At 74.0% G+C, this 17,371-nt stretch carries 12 protein-coding genes and 1 pseudogene; 6 read left to right on the top strand and 7 right to left on the bottom strand.

Annotation, left to right across the window (positions count from 1 at the left end):
* Positions 1 to 34 precede the first annotated feature (34 nt).
* Positions 35 to 1,489 carry an MFS transporter gene (locus ACH4U7_RS06975; protein WP_398526934.1) on the bottom strand — a complete coding sequence of 485 codons (1,455 nt, stop codon included), beginning with the start codon at positions 1,487 to 1,489 and terminating at the stop codon, positions 35 to 37.
* 234 nt (positions 1,490 to 1,723) lie between these two features.
* The gene (locus ACH4U7_RS06980; protein ID WP_398526935.1) at positions 1,724 to 4,018 is read right to left on the bottom strand and encodes an acyl-CoA dehydrogenase; all 2,295 of its coding nucleotides are present in this window, start codon (positions 4,016 to 4,018) and stop codon (positions 1,724 to 1,726) included.
* Positions 4,019 to 4,222: 204 nt separating this feature from the next.
* Here ACH4U7_RS06980 and ACH4U7_RS06985 point away from each other — a divergent pair, with 204 nt between their 5' ends.
* From ACH4U7_RS06985 to ACH4U7_RS07000, 4 genes are all read left to right on the top strand, one after another.
* Positions 4,223 to 4,897, top strand: coding sequence for a class I SAM-dependent methyltransferase (locus ACH4U7_RS06985; RefSeq protein WP_398526936.1), 675 nt, complete (start codon positions 4,223 to 4,225; stop codon positions 4,895 to 4,897).
* Between the two features lie 115 nt (positions 4,898 to 5,012).
* Positions 5,013 to 5,924 carry an N-acetylmuramoyl-L-alanine amidase gene (locus tag ACH4U7_RS06990; protein WP_398526937.1) on the top strand — a complete coding sequence of 304 codons (912 nt, stop codon included), beginning with the start codon at positions 5,013 to 5,015 and terminating at the stop codon, positions 5,922 to 5,924.
* Positions 5,925 to 6,089: 165 nt separating this feature from the next.
* A complete protein-coding gene (locus ACH4U7_RS06995; protein ID WP_398526938.1) occupies positions 6,090 to 6,917 on the top strand; it encodes a hypothetical protein in 828 nt (275 codons plus the stop codon).
* A 174-nt stretch (positions 6,918 to 7,091) separates the two neighbouring features.
* Complete coding sequence (locus tag ACH4U7_RS07000; RefSeq protein ID WP_398526939.1) at positions 7,092 to 8,102, top strand: LLM class F420-dependent oxidoreductase; 1,011 nt, start codon at positions 7,092 to 7,094, stop codon at positions 8,100 to 8,102.
* A 40-nt stretch (positions 8,103 to 8,142) separates the two neighbouring features.
* Here ACH4U7_RS07000 and ACH4U7_RS07005 read toward each other — a convergent pair whose 3' ends face one another.
* The 3 genes from ACH4U7_RS07005 to ACH4U7_RS07015 all read right to left on the bottom strand — a co-directional run bounded on the left by ACH4U7_RS07005 (position 8,143) and on the right by ACH4U7_RS07015 (position 11,492).
* Positions 8,143 to 9,243: a prenyltransferase gene (locus tag ACH4U7_RS07005; protein WP_398526940.1), complete on the bottom strand. Its 1,101-nt coding sequence runs from the start codon at positions 9,241 to 9,243 to the stop codon at positions 8,143 to 8,145.
* Positions 9,240 to 9,974 carry a methyltransferase domain-containing protein gene (locus tag ACH4U7_RS07010; protein ID WP_398526941.1) on the bottom strand — a complete coding sequence of 245 codons (735 nt, stop codon included), beginning with the start codon at positions 9,972 to 9,974 and terminating at the stop codon, positions 9,240 to 9,242. The genes ACH4U7_RS07005 and ACH4U7_RS07010 overlap by 4 nt, the downstream gene beginning before the upstream one ends.
* Positions 9,975 to 10,109: 135 nt before the next feature.
* Positions 10,110 to 11,492, bottom strand: a complete 1,383-nt coding sequence (locus tag ACH4U7_RS07015) for a glycosyltransferase family 4 protein (RefSeq protein WP_398526942.1) — start codon at positions 11,490 to 11,492, stop codon at positions 10,110 to 10,112.
* Positions 11,493 to 11,803: 311 nt separating this feature from the next.
* Between ACH4U7_RS07015 and ACH4U7_RS07020 the strand changes: the two genes are divergently transcribed.
* Both ACH4U7_RS07020 and ACH4U7_RS07025 read left to right on the top strand, forming a co-directional pair.
* Entirely contained in the window at positions 11,804 to 12,448 is a 645-nt protein-coding gene (locus ACH4U7_RS07020; protein WP_398526943.1) for a TetR family transcriptional regulator, read from the top strand.
* Positions 12,449 to 12,506: 58 nt separating this feature from the next.
* Positions 12,507 to 13,130 (top strand): annotated as a pseudogene (locus ACH4U7_RS07025) (LuxR C-terminal-related transcriptional regulator); the annotation flags it as partial.
* Here ACH4U7_RS07025 and ACH4U7_RS07030 read toward each other — a convergent pair.
* Together ACH4U7_RS07030 and ACH4U7_RS07035 are read right to left on the bottom strand one after the other, a co-directional pair.
* Entirely contained in the window at positions 13,056 to 15,158 is a 2,103-nt protein-coding gene (locus ACH4U7_RS07030; protein ID WP_398526944.1) for an ATP-binding cassette domain-containing protein, read from the bottom strand. The pseudogene ACH4U7_RS07025 and the gene ACH4U7_RS07030 overlap by 75 nt on opposite strands.
* Positions 15,094 to 16,992 (bottom strand): ABC transporter ATP-binding protein, encoded by a 1,899-nt coding sequence (locus ACH4U7_RS07035; protein ID WP_398526945.1) that lies wholly within the window; start codon positions 16,990 to 16,992, stop codon positions 15,094 to 15,096. Before ACH4U7_RS07035 ends, ACH4U7_RS07030 begins: the two co-directional genes overlap by 65 nt.
* Between the last annotated feature and the right edge of the window lie 379 nt (positions 16,993 to 17,371).

Here is a 17,371-nt window from a genome sequence, read left to right on the forward strand (position 1 = left end):
GGCGGCGAACCGTTGCCCGGCCGCGGAAGAATTCTCAGGCGCGGCGGCGTGGGAGGGCCACGGCCATCAGGACCACAGCGGCCGCGATGATGCCCGAGGCGACGGTGAACGCATGACTGTACCCGGCCGCCAGCGCCACCGGGCCCGGCCCGTCCCCGCCGCCGTCACTGCCGCCCTCGGTGGCGGAGATGCGTTCGGCGGCGACCGTGGTCAGCACGGTCAGGCCGAGCGCGCCGCCGATCTGACGGCTGGTGTTGACCAGACCCGCCACCAGCCCCGCCTCGGACGGCGCGGCGCCCGAGGTGGCGGCCGTGGCCAGCGGGGTCATCATCAGGCCGGAGCCCAGCGACATGACGATCGCGGGGCCCAGGACCGTACCGACGAAGGTGCCGTCGGCGTCCATCCGGCTCTGCCAGGCATAGCCGACGACGGCCAGGATCCCGCCGGTCATCGCCAGCGCCTTGCCGCTGAACACCGCCATCAGCCGGGGCGCGAGCTTGGAGCCGAGGACGATGGACAGGGTGTGCGGGAGGAAGGCAAGTCCGGCCTCGATGGGGCTGAAGTGCAGCACGTTCTGCAGGTAAAGGGACATGAAGTACCACATCGCGAACATGCCGCCGCCGCACACCAGCATCACCGCGTTCGCCGCCCAGACCGTTCTGATCCGGAACAGCCCGAGCGGCATCAGCGGAGCCCGGGTGCGCGCCTCGACGGCGACGAAGACGCCGAGCAGCGCCAGGCCGCCGAGCAGCGGTACGAGCGAGGCGGCGGCGGCCCAGCCGTGCCGCTCGGTCTGCACGATGCCGTACGCGAGCGACGAGACCCCCGCCGTGACGAGGACCGCGCCCGGTACGTCGAGCCGGCGCCCGGCCACCGCCCGGCTCTCGGCCAGCCACACCGCCGCGGCGACCAGCACCAGCGCGCCCACGGGCACATTGACCAGCAGCACCCAGCGCCAGGAGAGATAGTCGGTGAGCAGCCCGCCGACCAGTCCGCCCGCAGCGCCGCCGCCCGCGCCGACCGCAGTCCAGGTGCCGATGGCCCGGGTGCGGGCCGCGCCGCCCGGGAAGGTGGTGGTGAGGATGGTGAGGGTGGCCGGGGAGAGCACGGCCGCGCCCAGGCCCTGGGCGGCCCGGGCGGCGACCAGCTGCCAGGGCTCCCGGGCGAGCCCGCCCGCCAGGCTGGCGGCGGTGAACAGGCCGAGGCCGACGAGGAAGGCGCGCTTGCGCCCGAAGAGATCGGCGACCCGGCCGCCGAGCAGCAGGAATCCGGCGAAGGTGAGCGCGTAGGCGTTGACCACCCACTGGAGCGCGGTCTCGCCGAGCCCGAGGTCCGTACGCATCGACGGCAGCGCGACATTGACCACGGACACATCGAGGACGACGAGGAACTGACCCGCGCACGCGGCCAGGAGCACCGCCCAGGCCGGTGGGGTGACGCGTGCCGCGGCGGACGAGTGACCTGTGGTGGAGGGGGTGTGGGCGGGCATGGCCGTGATGCTGGCACCGAGCCATGCACAGTGCATCGTATTTTTGTCGTACCTATGCAGGTCGTTGGGCGTAGGGCTCGCACGGCAGGCGCATCTGCACGGGCACAAGCCGGGGCACGCGCCCGTCTCGGGCGTGGACCGCGCTCCCCGGGCCCCGGTGCGCGTGCCGTGCGAGCCCGGCACGCGCGTACGGGCGGGCCCGGATCGCGCGTACGGGCGGGCCCGGATCGCGCGTTACGCGGGCGCAGGGTCGCGCGGCAGCTTCAGCATCCGCTCCGCGACGACGTTCAGCTGCACCTGCGTCGTACCACCCGCGATGGTCAGACAGCGGGACATCAGAAAGCCGTGCAGCGCCCGCTCCCCCGCGCCCTCGCGCACCGCGCCCGCCGGGCCCAGCAGCTCAAGGGCCAACTCGGCGACCTTCTGCTGGTGCGCGGTCTGAATCAGCTTGCGGACGCTCGCGCCCGCCCCCGGCTCCACACCGGACACCTGCCGCAAGGTGGTGCGCAGCCCCAGGCAGGCCAGTGCGTGCGCCTCGGCCATCAGCGCCCCGACCCGCTCCCGCACCCAGTCGTCGGCACCGCAGGGGGCGTTGTCGTTGCCGGTGTCGTTGTCGGCGTCGTTGTCGGCGTCGGCCGTGCGCGCGATCAGGGCCTCCAGGCCGGTGTCGAAGGTCAGCTGGTCGGCCATGTGGACGCGTTCGTTGCCGAGCGTGTTGCGGGCCACCGCCCAGCCGCCGTCCACCTCACCCACCACCGCGTCGTGCGGCAGCAGGACATCGTCCAGATAGACCTCGTTGAACAGCGCCTCCCCGGTGATCTCCCGCAGCGGACGGATATCGATCCCGGCGGTCCGCTCCATGTCGACGAGGAAGTACGTGAGCCCCTTGTGCTTGGGCGCCCGCGGATTCGTACGGGCCAGCAGGATGCCGTGGTGCGCCCGCCGCGCCCCCGACGTCCACACCTTCTGCCCGCTGACCCGCCATCCCTCCTCGGTCCGCTCGGCCTTCGTGCGCAGCGCCGCCAGGTCGGACCCCGCCTCCGGCTCGGAGAACAGCTGGCACCAGCGCAGTTCGCCGCGGAGCGTCGGCAGCAGATAGCGCTCCCGCTGCTCCGGCGTCCCGTACGCGATGAGCGAGGGCACCACCCAGGTGGCGACCCCCAGATCGCTGAGGACCACCCCCGCGTCGGCCAGCTCCCGCTGCACCGCGAGCTGTTGTACGGGGCCGGCGCCGAGCCCGTACGGGGGCGGCAGATGCGGGGCGGCGTGGCCGGTGGGCGCGAGGGCGCGGCGGGCGGCGGCGGGGTCAAGACCGCGCGCCGCCTCGATCGCGGCGCGCGCCCGCGTCCGGTACCGCTCGTACTCCCGGCGGACCTCCCCCTCGGCCGGAAGCTCCAGCCGCAGCTCACGCCGCGCGCCCGCGGCGGCGAGCCGGGCGGCCCGCAGCCGATGCGCGCCGCCCGCGCCGAGCAGCGCGCGGGCGGCGGTCGCGCGGCGGAGGTGGAGGTGGGCGTCGTGCTCCCAGGTGAAGCCGATGCCGCCGAGGATCTGGACGCAGTCCTTGGCGCAGCTGTGGGCGGCGTCGAGCGCGGTGGCGGCGGCGAGCGCGGCGGTCAGGGCGAGCGGGGGGTGGTGGGCGTGCGGGGCGGGTCCGGTGTGGGTCGTGGGCTCGCCCGCCGCGCGGGCCGCGTCCCAGGTCAGGGCGCGCGCCTGCTCGACGCGTACGAGCATGTCGGCGCACAGGTGCTTGACGGCCTGGAACTGGCCGATGGGCCGCCCGAACTGCTCGCGCGTCTTGGCGTGCGCGACCGCGGTGTCCAGGGCCCATGCCGCCGTCCCGCACGCCTCGGCCGCGAAGAGCGCCGCGGCCAGATCCCGCACCAGCCCCGGGTCCACGGCGAGCGCCCGGTCGGCGGGGACGGCCGTACGCAAGGCCCGAACCTCGGCCGTGGGGCGGGTCGGGTCGGCGCTGTCGTGGACACGGATCTCCAGGTCGCGGGCGTCGACGGCGAACCAGGCCGTACCGCCGTCGGCGGTCGCGGCGGCCAGGACGACGAGGTCGGCGTCGGCCGCGCCGAGCACCGGCGGCGCGCATCCGTCCAGCACCCAGCCCCGCACCGCGTCGCCCGGCGCCGCGGGGGTGGCGGTGAGCGACCCGGCGCCCAGGGCGACCGCGCCGATGCGCGTACCCCCAGCGAGCGCGGCGGTCAACTCGCCCTGCCCCGCCCGCGCCAGCACCGCCGAGGCCAGTACGGTCGGCAGATACGGCCCGGGGAGCACCGCCCGCCCGGTCTCCTCCAGGACGACGGCGAGGTCGGGCAGCCCGCCGCCGCCCCCTCCGTACGCCTCTGGCAGATGCGGCCCGAGCAGCCCCTGCGCGGCCAGCCCGTCCCAGTAGGCGGGCCGCCCCGAACCGCCCGCGGGGGCGTCCAGCAGCTTGCGCACCTCCTCGGGGGGCACGGCCCGAGCGGCCCACCCCCGCACCGCGTGCGCCAGTTCCCGCTGGTCTTCCGTGATGGCGATGCCCATGAAACGCCTCTCTCGGATCTCAGAACTCTCGGCCCTGCTCGCATCCAATCTGACGGATAGTCAGAAATCAGGGAAGACCGGTGCCACAGGAGAGCGACGCGGCCCAGGCCGCCGACTCGCCGCCGGCGTCCACCCCGGCGGTGGCGTCCCGGTCAAGGTCAACCCCGGCCGCCCCGCCGCCGGGCCGTACGGCACGATGGCCCGGTGACCCAGCCTGCCTCCGCCCCCACCGGAACCCCCGCCGCGACCCCCGACGCCGCCACCCTCGCCGCCTTCCAGGCCGCGAAGGGCTTCATGCCCGTGGACGAGGGCGTCGCCCTGTACGCCGCCGCCGTCGACGCGGCCGCCGCTCTGCGGCTGCCACTCCTGGAGGTCGGCACGTACTGCGGCCGCTCCACGATCCTGCTGGCCGCCGCCGCCCGCGCGGCGGGCACGGTCGCGGTCACCGTCGATCACCACCGTGGCTCGGAGGAGCAGCAGCCCGGCTGGGAGTACCACGACCCGGAGGTCGTCGACCCCGAGGTCGGCCTGATGGACACCCTGCCGACCTTCCGCCGCACCCTTCACGCCGCCGGCCTCGAAGACCATGTGATCGCCGTCGTTGGCCGGTCCCCGCGGGTCGCGGCCGTATGGGGCGGGCCGGTCGGCCTGGTGTTCATCGACGGCGGGCACACCGATGAGCACGCGACGGCCGACTACGAGGGCTGGACCCCGCATCTGGCCCCTGGCGGGCTCCTGGTGATCCACGACGTGTTCCCCGACCCGGCCGACGGCGGCCAGGCCCCGTACCGCATCTACCGCCGCGCGCTCGCCTCCGGCGCCTTCGCCGAGCTGTCCGTGACCGGCTCGCTACGCGTCCTGCGCCGCACCGCCGCGTAACGTGTCCCGCTGCTCCCTCCCCCCCCTGCTCCCCTGCCCACCGCCCGCCGCCCCAGCGCGACCGCCCACCAGACCCGCCCGCGCCCGCCAGTGCCGCACGACTACCATCGCCCGAGTGTCGAACGGAAGCTTTCCCTCAAGCCCCGGCCGCCGCAGCGGCACCCTGGCGGTTGTGCTGACCGCCCTGGTGCCCGCCTGTCTCGCCGGCTGGCTGATCTGGGATTCCATGGGCGACCCGAAGAGCGGCGGCGGCACCAGTTCCCTGCCGACCGCCGACAGCACCTCGATCGCCCCGCCCGCGAGCGGTGGCCCGTCGAGCGGGGCCACCGGTCATCCGAAGGACGACTCCGGCCGGCCGCTCACCGGCAAGGTCGTGGTCATCGACCCCGGCCACAATCCACACAACCGCGACCACCCCTCCGCGATCGCCCGCAGTGTCGACATCGGTACGACGAAGAAGGAGTGTGACACCACGGGCACGGCCACCAACTCCGGCTACTCCGAGGCGTCCTTCACCCTCGACGTCTCACGCCGTGTGCGCACCCTGCTCCAAGACCGGGGCGCCAAGGTCGTCTTCACCCAGGACGGCGACCGGGCGTACGGGCCGTGCGTGGACGAGCGGGCGGAGATCGGCAACAAGGCGCACGCCGACGCGGCCGTCTCCGTGCACGCGGACGGCGCGGCGGCCGGGCAGCGCGGCTTCCATGTCATCCTGCCCGCCTCCGTACGCGGCGGCGGGGCCGACACCTCGACGATCACCGGCCCGTCCCACCGACTCGGCACCCGGCTGGTCACGGAATTCAGCGAGGCGACCGGAGCGAAGCCCGCCAACTACATCGGCGACGGCACCGGTCTGAAGGTGCGCGATGACCTCGGCGGACTCAACCTCTCGACGGTTCCGAAGGTGTTCATCGAGTGTGGCAATATGCGTGACTCGAAGGACGCCGCAGAACTGACCGACGCGGCATGGCGGGAGCGTGCCGCACGGGGGATCGCACAGGGCATTACGGACTTCTTGAACCGATAACGCAACAACTCCCCGAACAGCAGGTCACGACCGGGACACCGATCGGACACCCCTGCTCTTCGGCGAGAGATTCACCCGTACGATGGGGCACCACCCCCGACGCCTTCGCGCCACGCGCGCGGCGACTGCCGTCCGTACCGACGAAACCAACAAAGGACCCCTACGTTGAACATCCGCTCCCTCACTCGAGGCGACGGCGTGGTGATCGGAGCAGCGGTGTTGCTGTTCATCGCCTCGTTCCTCGACTTCTACTCCGTCGACGGCTGCGGCTCGTACTGTGACAAGGTCGACATGCCGAACGCGTGGGACACGGACAAGCTCGGCATCATCCTGCCGTCGGTGTTCCTGGCCGGTCTGATCGGCGCGGGGCTTGTCATCGCCGGCCGCTTCCAGCCGGAGAGCCGCAAGGTCAGCGGGCTCACCCTCGGCCAGTGGGGCAACGGCCTCGCGGTGGGCGCCGCCTGGGCCTCGCTCTGGACGCTGTTCCTCACGCCTGACGGCATGAGCATGAGCGTCGGTGCGATCCTCTCGCTGCTGGCCAGCCTCGCCCTGGCGGCGGGCGTCGTCCTGACCCCGCGCGTCCCCGCCCTGCAGGCCCCGCTCGCGGGCGCCGGCGGCCCGGCGGCCCCGTCTCCGTACGGCGCCGCCCCGCAGCCCGGTTACGGCTACCCGGGCCCGGGTGGCGCGCAGCCCGGCGCCCCGGCTCCGTACGGTGCCCAGCCCGGTCAGCCCGCCCCGCCGTTCGGCGCCCAGCCGGGCGCGGGTCAGCCGACCCCGCCGCCGGCCGCCGGCTCGGACTTCGCTCCGTTCTGGTTCGCGGTGCCGGTGGCGCGCCCGCTGTACGCGGAGGACGGCTCCTCGTCGACCATCGCCGAGCTGGCCCCCGGCACCTGGTACCTCGCGGTGGAGCAGCGCGGTCAGGCGCTGGTCGCCCAGACGCAGGACGGCCGTCGTGGCGTGCTGCAGGACACGACGGGGATCCAGCGCGGCTGACACCGCCCAACGCGAGCCATACGCTCGACCCGGCTCGCTGATCACCACGACAACGGCCCCCCGCCCGATCAAGGGCGAGGGGCCGTTGCCATTCGCGGGTCCGGCCCGTACAGTCCGCCGCACCACCACCTGATACACCGTCAGCCATCATGCGATACGGGACGGAGGGACGCCATGCGGCTCGGACTGGCGCTCGGCTACTGGGGCCGCGGCCCCGACCCCCGCCATCTGGAACTCGCCCGGCAGGCCGAGCGGTTCGGCTATCACTCCGTGTGGACGGCCGAGTCCTGGGGTTCGGACGTCTTCACCCCGCTCACCTGGATCGCCGCCCACACCACCCGGGTCAAGCTGGGCACGGCCATCGCGCAGATGGCCGCCCGCACCCCCACCGCCACCGCGATGCACGCCCTCACCCTCGACCACCTCTCCGGCGGCCGGATGATGCTCGGCCTCGGGCTGTCGGGGCCCCAGGTCGTCGAGGGCTGGTACGGGCGGCCGTTCCCGAAGAGCCCGCTGACCGCCACCCGCGAGTATGTGGAGGTCATCCGCCAGGTGCTGCGCCGCCAGGCCCCGGTGCGGCTGGACGGGCGCTTCCATCCGCACCCGTACACCGGGCCGGACGCCACCGGCCTCGGCAAGCCGCTCAAGCCGATCGTCCACCCGCTCCGGCCCGACCTGCCCGTACTCCTCGGCGCGGAGGGCCCCAAGAACATCGCGCAGACGGTGCGGATCGCGGACGGCTGGCTGCCGCTGTACTGGTCGCCGGGGCGCACGGAGCTGTACGAGGCGGCGCTCACCGACGCGCCCGAGGGGTTCATGGTGGCGCCCATGGCCCAGGCCCGGGTCTGCACGGACGTCGCCGAAGGGCTGCTGCCGGTCAAGGCGATGCTCGGCTTCTACATCGGCGGCATGGGCCACGCGGCCCGTAACTTCCACGCCGATCTGATGGGACGCATGGGCTACGAGGCGGAGGCGCGCCGGGTCCAGGAGCTCTTCCTCGCGGGCCGCCGCACGGAGGCGGTCCAGGCGGTGCCGGATGCCTTCGCGGACGAGATCTCGCTGGTCGGGCCGCGCGAGCGGATCGCGGAGCGGCTGGAGCTGTGGCGCAAGGGCCCGGTGACCGATCTGCTGGTGACCGCGCCCGACCCGGAGACGCTACGGACGCTGGCCGATCTCAACAGCTGAGGCCCGGGGCGTCGCTCCACGCAGCGCCTCAAGCCACCAACTACGCGCAGCAGTCCGAGTCCAGCCCGCGCGGCAGCCGCTCCCCGCCGAAGACCGCCATGGTCGCCTCGTCCCCGCCCAGCACCGCCACCGCCAGCAGCAGCGAGCCCGCGGTCCAGGTGGTGCGCTCCTCCGGCCAGACGGCGTCGTCCTCGAAGACGTAGCCCGTCCAGTACATCCCGTCCTCCTCCGCACGCAGCGGGGACTGGATCCAGCGCAGTATCTCCACCGCCCGGTCGGACTCCCCCATCGCCCAGAGCGCGAGGGCGAGTTCGCAGCTTTCGCCGCCGGTGATCCAGGGATTGGTGGACAGACAGCGCACGCCCAGGCCGGGGACGACGAAGCGGTCCCAGTCCGCCTCGATGCGCTCCTTGGCCTCGGCGCCGGTGAGGGCGCCGCCGAGCACCGGGTAGTACCAGTCCATCGAGTAGTGGTCCTTGTTGAGGAACCGCTCGGGGTGGTGGCGGATGGCGTGCCCCAGCAGCCCGGCCGACAGCTCCCAGTCCGGCTGGGGCTCCTCGCGGTGCTCGGCGATGGCCAGGGCGCAGCGCAGCGCCTGGTAGACGGAGGAGGAGCCGGTGAGCAGGGCGTCGGTGAGCGCGGTGCCGTCGGCCTCGCGCCGCCAGCCGATCTGTCCGCCGGGCTGCTGCAGGCCGAGGACGAACTCGACGGCGGCGAAGACGGTCGGCCAGAAGCGGTCCAGGAAGGCGTCGTCGCCGGTGGACAGGTAGTGGTGCCAGACGCCGACGGCGACGTACGCGCAGAAGTTGGACTCCCGGCCAAGGTCGGCGGGGTGCGCGGTGTCGACCCCGCTCGCGGTGTCGGGGTAGGCGGCGCACCAGGAGCCGTCGGGGTTCTGGTGGCGGGCCAGCCACTCGTACGCGGCCTCGGCGCGCTCCCGCTCGCCGGCCGCGTCCAGCGCCATCGCGGCCTCGACGTGGTCCCAGGGGTCGAGGTGGTGGCCGCGGAACCACGGGATGGCTCCGTCGTCACGCTGTACGGCGGCGATGCCCGCCACCGTCCGCGTGGCCTGTTCCGCGGTCAACACGCCGGGCAGGACGAGGCGTTCGGTGCGGCCGGGCCCGGGGCCGAAGGCCGTCACGCCTCCCCCCGTGCGGGGGTGTGCGGCTTGGTCGCGTACGCCACGAAGCTCTTGCCGATGACCGGATTGAGGGCCCGCTCGGCGACCCGGGTGGCCAGCGGCTTCTTCATGATGTCCCACACCAGCAGCTTGTGGTACGCCCGGACGGGCAGGGCCTTGTCGTTGTCCACCCCGAAGGCGCACTTGAGCCACCAGTAGGGGCTGTGCAGCGCGTGGGCGTGGTGGGTGCCGTACGGGCGCAGGCCGGCCTCGCGCATCTTGGCGAGGAGTTCATCGGCGCGGTAGATGCGGATATGGCCGCCCTCGACCTCGTGGTACGCGTCGGACAGCGTCCAGCAGACCTTCTCAGGACCGTAGCGCGGCACGGTGACCGCGATCCGGCCGCCGGGGCGCAGCACCCGCACCATCTCGGCCAGCACGCCCTTGTCGTCGGGGATGTGCTCCATCACCTCGGAGATGATGACGACGTCGAAGCTGTCGTCGGGGAAGGGCAGGGCCAGTGCGTCGCCCTCCATGGCGGTGGCCGTCGCGCCCGCGGGGGCCTCGCCCGCCTCCTTCATGGCGGCGAACCACTTGGCGACTTCCCGTATCTCCTCGCCGTCGCGGTCGAGGGCGACGACCTGCGCGCCGCGCCGGTAACACTCGAAGGCGTGCCGGCCGGCGCCGCAGCCCAGGTCGAGGACGCGATCGCCGGGGGCGAGCGGGAAGCGGGAGAAATCGACGGTCAGCACGGTGATCTGCCTTCTGATCAGGGGGGTTCCGGCGGGTCGGCGTACGGGGCGGGGCGAGACGGGACGGGGCGGGGCTGGGCGAGACGGGGCGGGGCTGGGCTGGGCCGGCTGCGAGGCCGCGCGGGGGAAGGGTGGTCAGACGGGGCGGCGGGCGGCGCCGCGGACGGCGGGCCCAGGGCGGCGGGCTCCGGCCCGGGCCGCGATGGCCTCGCGGTAGCGCTCCACCGTGCCGATCGCGGCCCGCTCCCAGGTGAAGTGCGTCAGTACCCGCTCACGGCCCGCCGCGCCCAGCTTCCGGCGCAGCTCCGCGTCGTCCAGGAGCCGGGTGAGCGCGGCGGCGAGCGCGCCCGCGTCGCCCGGCGGGACGGCGAGGCAGGTCTCGCCGTCGGGCCCTGCGACCTCGGGGATCGCGCCGCCGGTGGTGGCGACCAGCGGGGTGCCGGTGGCCATGGACTCGGCGGCGGGCAGCGAGAACCCCTCGTACAGCGAGGGCACACAGGCGATCTGCGCACCGCGCACCAGGTCGACGAGTTCGGCGTCGCTGATGCCCTTCACGAAGTCGACGGCGCCTTCGAGCCCGTACCGGTTCATGGCTTCGGCCACCGGGCCGCTCTCGGGGCGTTTGCCGACGACGACCAGATGTGCGTCGGGGTTCTCGGTGCGGACCTTCGCCAGCGCCTCCACGAGGTGGACCAGGCCCTTGAGCGGTACGTCGGCGCTGGAGGTGGTGACGATCCGGCCGGGCACCTCGGGCACGGCGGGGTCCGGGGAGAACAGCCGGGTGTCCGCGCCTATGTGCACCACGTGCACCCGGCCCGGGCGCACTCCGAGGTGGTCGACGATCTCCCGGCGGGAGGAGCCGGAGACGGTGAGTACGGAGGGCAGCCGCCGGGCCACTCGCCTCTGCATCCGGGTGAAGCCGTACCAGCGGCGCACCGAGGCGCGGCGCTTCCAGTCGGGCGCGGCGTCCAGCTCCAGCTGACGGTCGACGGTGATGGGGTGGTGGATGGTGGTGACCAGCGGGAAGCCGACGCGGTCCAGGTCCAGCAGACCGTAGCCGAGGGTCTGGTTGTCGTGGACGACGTCGAACTCGCCTCGCCGGGCGGCCAGATGGCGGCGGGCGCGCAGGCTGAAGGTCAGCGGCTCGGGGAAGCCGCCGGTCCACATCGTGGCGACCTCCAGGCCGTCGATCCAGTCGCGGAACTCCTCGCGCCGGGGCGTACGGAAGGGGTCGGGCTGCCGGTAGAGGTCGAGGCTGGGCAGCTCGGTGAGGGTGACGCCCTCCTGGTCGTCGAGGACCGGGTACGGCTGGGAGCCGATGACCTCCACGGTGTGGCCGAGCCGGGCGAGTTCGCGGGAGAGATGGCGTACGTAGACGCCCTGACCCCCGCAGAACGGATTCCCCTTGTAGGTGAGCAGCGCGATCCGCAGCGGTCGGTCCGGATCCCTGTCGACGGTGGCTGGAGGCGGGTCGGGCAGCGGTTCGATCCCGGTCTTCTGCGCGGCCTCAGCGGTCACTCGCGCCCCCTCCTAGGTGCAACTCAGCGGGAGCGTAACCGCTCGCGTTTATCTAGAACAAGTTTCACTATCGGATCGCCCGAGAAGTCCTGAAGATACCTGGTCAGGACATCGGCACCGCGGCCGGGACGGGTGATCCGCACCACTGCGGGCGCAGGTCGGGAGGTTCGGGGGGCGCGCGGCTGACCGGCCCCGATACTCGCCAGTAGGGCCGCCACCTGTCTCAACTGCGCAAACGCCGGTGTGGTGGGCGAGCCACCGCGCTAATCTAGAACGAGTTTCAGTGGCTGTACCGCACCGAAGTGAGACAGATGACCGCAGAAGCCAAGCCGGCCTCCCTGCAGCTGACCGAGCGGCAGGAGGCGCGCCGTCGGCGGATCCTGCACGCCAGCGCCCGGCTGGCCAGCCGCGGCGGCTTCGACGCGGTGCAGATGCGCGAGGTCGCCGAGAACTCGGGCGTGGCGCTCGGCACCCTCTACCGCTACTTCCCCTCCAAGGTCCATCTGCTGGTGGCCACCATGCAGGACCAGTTGCAACATATGCACGAGGCGCTGCGCAAACGCCCCCCGACCGAGGAGGAGCCGACCGCCCGGGTCGCCCAGACCCTGATGCGCGCCTTCCGGGCGCTGCAGCGCGAGCCCCATCTGGCGGATGCGATGGTCCGGGCGCTGACCTTCGCCGACCGCTCGGTCAGCCCGGAGGTGGACACCGTCTCCCGGCTCACCACCGCGATCATCCTCGACGCGATGGGTCTGGACGGGCCGCCGACGCCCGAGCAGCTGTCCGCGGTGCGGGTCATCGAGCACACCTGGCATTCGGCGCTGATCACCTGGCTGTCGGGGCGCGCCTCCATCGCCCAGGTGAAGATCGACATCGAGACGGTCTGCCGCCTCATCGACCTGACCGCCCGGGACGGGGCGCGCGAGGGCGCAGACGGCGCACGCGAGGGCAGATAAGCATGAATGAGGTCTTTTGCGCGCCCGTGCGCCCCCCGTTGGCTCAATATGCGCGTTCATGACAGGGGCAACCCCGGTATTCATCAACGATGCCCGGAACCGGGCAAACCGCACGGGGTTGGAGGGACAGCACGTGATCCGGGTACTTCTGGTGCACGACTCCTGCTTGCTGCGATCCGCGCTGGCAGCGCTGATCGAAGCTGAACCGGACATCGAGGTGACGCCGACATCCTGGCGTGACGCGCGTAGTCGAGCCCGCGCGGTCCGACCGCACGTTTGCGTGGTGGACACGGGCTGTCCAGGCTCCGACGGGGCCACGAGAAAGGGGGAGTTAGCCAAGATAGCCGGGGGGATATCCAGCGAGAGATCCGGCAAGGACGGCCGGTGCGAACTGCTGGTCCTGGCGGACGCGGAGCGTCCGGGGCCGCTGCGCCGGGCCCACGAGGCACGAGCCCTCGGCTACATCGACCGGAACGCCTCGCCGGACCGGCTGCTTGACGGCATCCGGAGCGTCGCGAACAAGGAGCGTTTCATCGACGACTCCCTGGGCTACGGCTTTCTCCAGGCGGCCCAAATGCCGCTCACCGCACGCGAGTTGAGCGTGCTCTCACTGGCCGCCGAAGGCGCCTCGATCGCCGAGATCGCCCACAGCCTGCATCTGTCCAACGGGACGATACGCAACTACATGGCCTCCATCACCCGGAAGACCGGGGCGCGCAACCGCGTGGACGCCATCCGCATCTCGCGGGGCGAGGGCTGGGTCTGAAGCCCCGGCGCCCAGCAGGTGCCCCGAGCCTCCCGGGCTCCCCGAGCTCCCCAGGTCCCCCCAGTCCCGCCAGCTTCCCGCGAGGTCGCGGTAGAGCGGTGAGCGCTCCAGCAGCTCGGCGTGGCGGCCACAGACCGTCTGCCGGCCGTCCATGACCAGCACGCGCTCGGCGCGGCGCGCCGAGCTCACGCGGTGGGCGATCACGATCAGGGTGGTGCCGGGCCGCCGCGCGAAGGCCCGCTCAGCGCGGGCCTCGGCAGCCGGGTCGAGATGGCAGGTCGCCTCGTCGAGCAGCACCACGGGGGCGGGCGAGAGATACGCGCGGGCGAGCGCGATCAGCTGGCGCTCCCCCGCGGACAGGGCGCCGGGGTCGACGTCGGCGTACGGCCCGCCGATCCGCGACAGCAGCGCGTCGAGCCCCACGGCCTCGGCGGCGGCGGCGAGTTCGGCGTCCGTACGGGCCCCGGTGCCCGTCTCCGGGCACAGATAGCGGAGGTTGTCGGCGAGGGTGCCGGAGAACACGTACGCCTCCTGCGGAATCAGCACCCGCAGCGCGGCAGCCCGTACGGCGCCGGTCCCCCGTACGGGCTCCCTTGCGGGCTCCCCGCACACCCGGACCTCGCCCGACCGCGGCTCCAGCAGCCCCGCGATCAGCCCCGCCAGCGTGGACTTGCCGATCCCGCTCGGCCCGACCACGGCCAGATGACCGCCCGCCGGCACATCGAGGTCCAGGCCCTCGACGACCGGGGCGGCACGGTCGCCGTACGCGAAGGTGACGGCGCGCAACTCGACGGCGGGGGAGGCCGGACGCGCCGCCGTTCCGTCTGGAGCCGCCACCCCTGAAGCACTCTCCGGACCCAACTCGTCCCCATCGGGCGCCGTCCCGGCCAGCCGTCCTACCACCACCGCCAGCCGGGAGCCGCCCGTGCCGAGGGCCTGCATCAGGCTCTGGAGGGCGGGCAGCAGCGACTGCTGGAGGTAGGCCAGCGCACCCACCAGCACGCCCGTGGTCACCCCACGCCCCAGCAGCCACGGGGCGGCCACCAGCAGCAGTACGACGGGCAGCCGCCCTCCCACCCCGATGGCGATCACCCGCACCACGCCCCAGCGGGCGAGGGCGCGGGCCGCCCGGTACTCGGCGTCGATCCGGTCCCCCGCGTCCGCCCCGACCCGCTCCTCCGCCCCCGCCGCCGTGATGTCCCGCAGCCCGGAGGCGACGGCGCCCAGCGTCTGCGCGATGTTCTCGTCCGCTTCGAGGAACGCCTCCTGACGGCGGGCCATCGGGCGCAGCGTCGCCAGGAACAGCGCCAGCCCGAGGATCAGCGGCGGGAGGACGACGAGCAGCAGGACCGGGGCGAGTGAGAAGAGGCCGACCAGGGCGCCGGCGGCGACGAATACGAACGAGCGGGAGACCATGACCAGACCGGCGAAGGTGTCCCGGGCGATCTCCACCTGGTGGGTGAGCCGGGAGACCGCCGTAGCGCCCCCGCCCGCACCCCCATCGTCCGTACGCCCGCCACCCGCGCCGCCCACGGCGTGTGTCACCACCCGGCGTACGAGCGCGTCGCGCAGCGGCTCGACGAGGGCGGCCATCGCGCGGTAGACGCGGCCGGTGCCGTACGCGCCGAGGGCCACGGCCAGCGCGGCGAGCCCCAGCCAGGCAAGGCCGACGCCCCGCTCCTCCGGCAGGAAGCCGTCGTCCAGGGCCCGGGCCAGCGCGTATCCGCTCAGGAAGGTCTGTCCGGACTCCAGCACCGACCACGCGGCGAGCCGCCACAGCACCCGGCGCCGCTCGCGCAGAAAGCGAATGCCCTCGGCATATGGCCCCGGTCTAGCCCCGCGCGCGCCAATCCGGCCGCCCTTTTTGCCCGGCACGGATTCAGCCACCTTGAACTCCTCCGTCCGGTTGCGGCACTTCGGATCCGTTCGGCTCGTCGAATGCATCCGGCACATCCAGCACATTCAGCCCGTCGGGGACATCCAGCCCGCCGGGGACATCCGGCCCGTCGGACACATCCGGCGCGGCGAACACCGCCCGGTACCCGTCCAGCGCCCAGAGTTCGGCGTGCCGCCCCGCCGCCCGTACCCGCCCGTCCTCCAGCCAGACCACCAGATCCGCGCGGGCCGCCGTCGCCGCGCGGTGGGCGACGATCACGCGGGTGCGGGGCCGGGCGCCCAGGAGGCGGCCGGACAGGGCCCGGGTCACCCGCAGCTCGGTGACCGTGTCCAGGCTCGACGTGGCGTCGTCGAGGATCAGCACCCGGCCCTCATGGACGAACGCCCGGGCCAGGCCCAGGCGTTGGGTCTCGCCACCGGACAGCGGGGCGTCCGCGACCGGTGTGTCGTACCCGTCCGGGAGCAGCCGTACGAAGTCGTCGGCGCAGGCCGCGCGCGCCGCCTCGACGACCCGGCCGGGCGGGGGCGGGGCCGGTCCCAGCGCGATGGTCCCGCCGACCGTGCCGCCGAGCAGCGCCGGGCGCTCGAAGGCGTAGCCGATCGCGCGGCGCAGCGCGCCGTGGGTGAGCTCGGGCAGCGGCACGCCGTCGAGCAGCACCTCGCCGCCGTCCGGGTCGGCGAGCCGCCCGGCGATCGCGGCCAGCGTCGACTTGCCGGACCCGGAGCGGCCGACCACGGCGACGCAGCGCCCGCCCGGCACCACCAGATCGACCCCGTGCAGCACTTCGCGCCCGCCGCGCGCCGCCCGGACCCCGCGCAGCTCCAGCGTCCCGTCTCCCGGCGGCAGCGAGCGCGTGCCGTACGCGGTGGCGGGCTCGGCCAGGACGGGCGCGAAGCGGCGGGCGGCGGTGCGGCTGCGCACCAGGCCGTTGAGGTGGCCGACCAGCATGCCGATGCCGGTGGCCAGCACCGCGTAACGGGCGGCGGCCAGCAGAGATCCGACGCTCAGCTCCCCCGCCGTCAGCCGCAGCCCGGCCACGGCGACCACCGCGATCTGCAGCAACGGCACGATCGCGGCGGCCCACGCGGCGGAGCGCCCCTGAACCCGCCACATGCGATGCCCCTGCCGGCTGAGCTCGGGCAGCGGCGCGAGCACCCGCGCCCGCTCCCTGCCGCCCGTCCCGGCCGCCGCGATGGTCCGCGCCCCGCCCAGCGCCTCCACCAGGCGGCCCGCGATCTCGCCCTGGCTGTGCTGGTAGCGGGCGACGCTGTCGGTGGTGTCCCGGACGAACGAGCGCAGCAGAACAGCGAGCAGCGGCAGCCCGAGGAGGAAGGCGAGGGCGAGCCACGGGTCGATGAGGGCCAGCGCGACCAGCCCGCCGACCGGGGTGACGACGGCCGCCAGCGCGGAGGCGAGCGCGGTCGGCGCGGTCCCGGCCTGCGCGGCGTTGCCCACCAGCCGGGTCACCAGATCCCCGGCCGCCGTCCGCCGCCCCGCGCGCGGCCCGGCGCTCAGCGTATGGCGCAGCAGGCGGCGGCGCAGCCAGGCGATCGAGCGGGCGTTGGCGGTGCCGGTGAGCAGGGAGTCCAGCGCGTCCAGCACCACGAGCAGACAGGTGAGCCCAGCGCTGGTGAGCACCCAGCGCCGGGCCTCGGCGCCGTGGGGGTCGGCGAGCAGGACGTCGAGCGTACGGCCGAGGACGGCGGGGAGCGCGAGCCCGACGGCGGCGGCCGCGGTGGTGAGCCAGAAGACGGCGACGACACGCCCCGCGCTGTGCCGCAACGCCCCCCGCAACAACCGCTCACCCGCACGGTCGGCGGGCCTGTCAGGGGTGGTGGCGGCGTCTGCGGAAGTGGTGTCCGCCGGGCTGGAAGAGGCCATGCGGGGCAGGTCCTCGTCTCCTCGCGAGTGGGATGTCGTCCGGGCAGCCGGAGCGGGGCGCCGCCCGGCCGGGCCCGGCTGCCGACGCGAACGGGTCGAGACGGGGCGGCCGAACCGGACGCGTGGCCCGGGGCACACGTCCAAGCCGCGCGCACGCGGGACCTGCCCCGCCCGCGAGGCCGCGCAGGCGGCCGAGCCGCCGACGCGGGCCAGAACCGGGCCCGGGACATGGAGCCCCACGCCCGAACCAGGCCCAGGACCCGCGCCGTAACGGCGCGAAGCGCCCCGCGCCGGTCCGGAAGCCCGGCGCGGGGCCGCGGGTTGCGGTGGGCCGATCCCCGCGGGGCGCGGTCCCGGCGGGTGATGCCGCCGGGACCGC

It is taken from the genome of Streptomyces sp. NPDC020845 (assembly GCF_044334165.1).
Taxonomy (GTDB): domain Bacteria; phylum Actinomycetota; class Actinomycetes; order Streptomycetales; family Streptomycetaceae; genus Streptomyces.

Excerpts from the sequence above, each read along its gene's own strand:
- ACH4U7_RS07035 (WP_398526945.1), bottom strand. The coding sequence starts at position 16,992 with ATGGCCTCTTCCAGCCCGGCGGACACCACTTCCGCAGACGCCGCCACC.
- ACH4U7_RS07030 (WP_398526944.1), bottom strand. The coding sequence starts at position 15,158 with ATGCATTCGACGAGCCGAACGGATCCGAAGTGCCGCAACCGGACGGAG.
- ACH4U7_RS07000 (WP_398526939.1), top strand. The coding sequence starts at position 7,092 with ATGCGGCTCGGACTGGCGCTCGGCTACTGGGGCCGCGGCCCCGACCCC.
- ACH4U7_RS07020 (WP_398526943.1), top strand. The coding sequence starts at position 11,804 with ATGACCGCAGAAGCCAAGCCGGCCTCCCTGCAGCTGACCGAGCGGCAG.
- ACH4U7_RS06980 (WP_398526935.1), bottom strand. The coding sequence starts at position 4,018 with ATGGGCATCGCCATCACGGAAGACCAGCGGGAACTGGCGCACGCGGTG.
- ACH4U7_RS06975 (WP_398526934.1), bottom strand. The coding sequence starts at position 1,489 with ATGCCCGCCCACACCCCCTCCACCACAGGTCACTCGTCCGCCGCGGCA.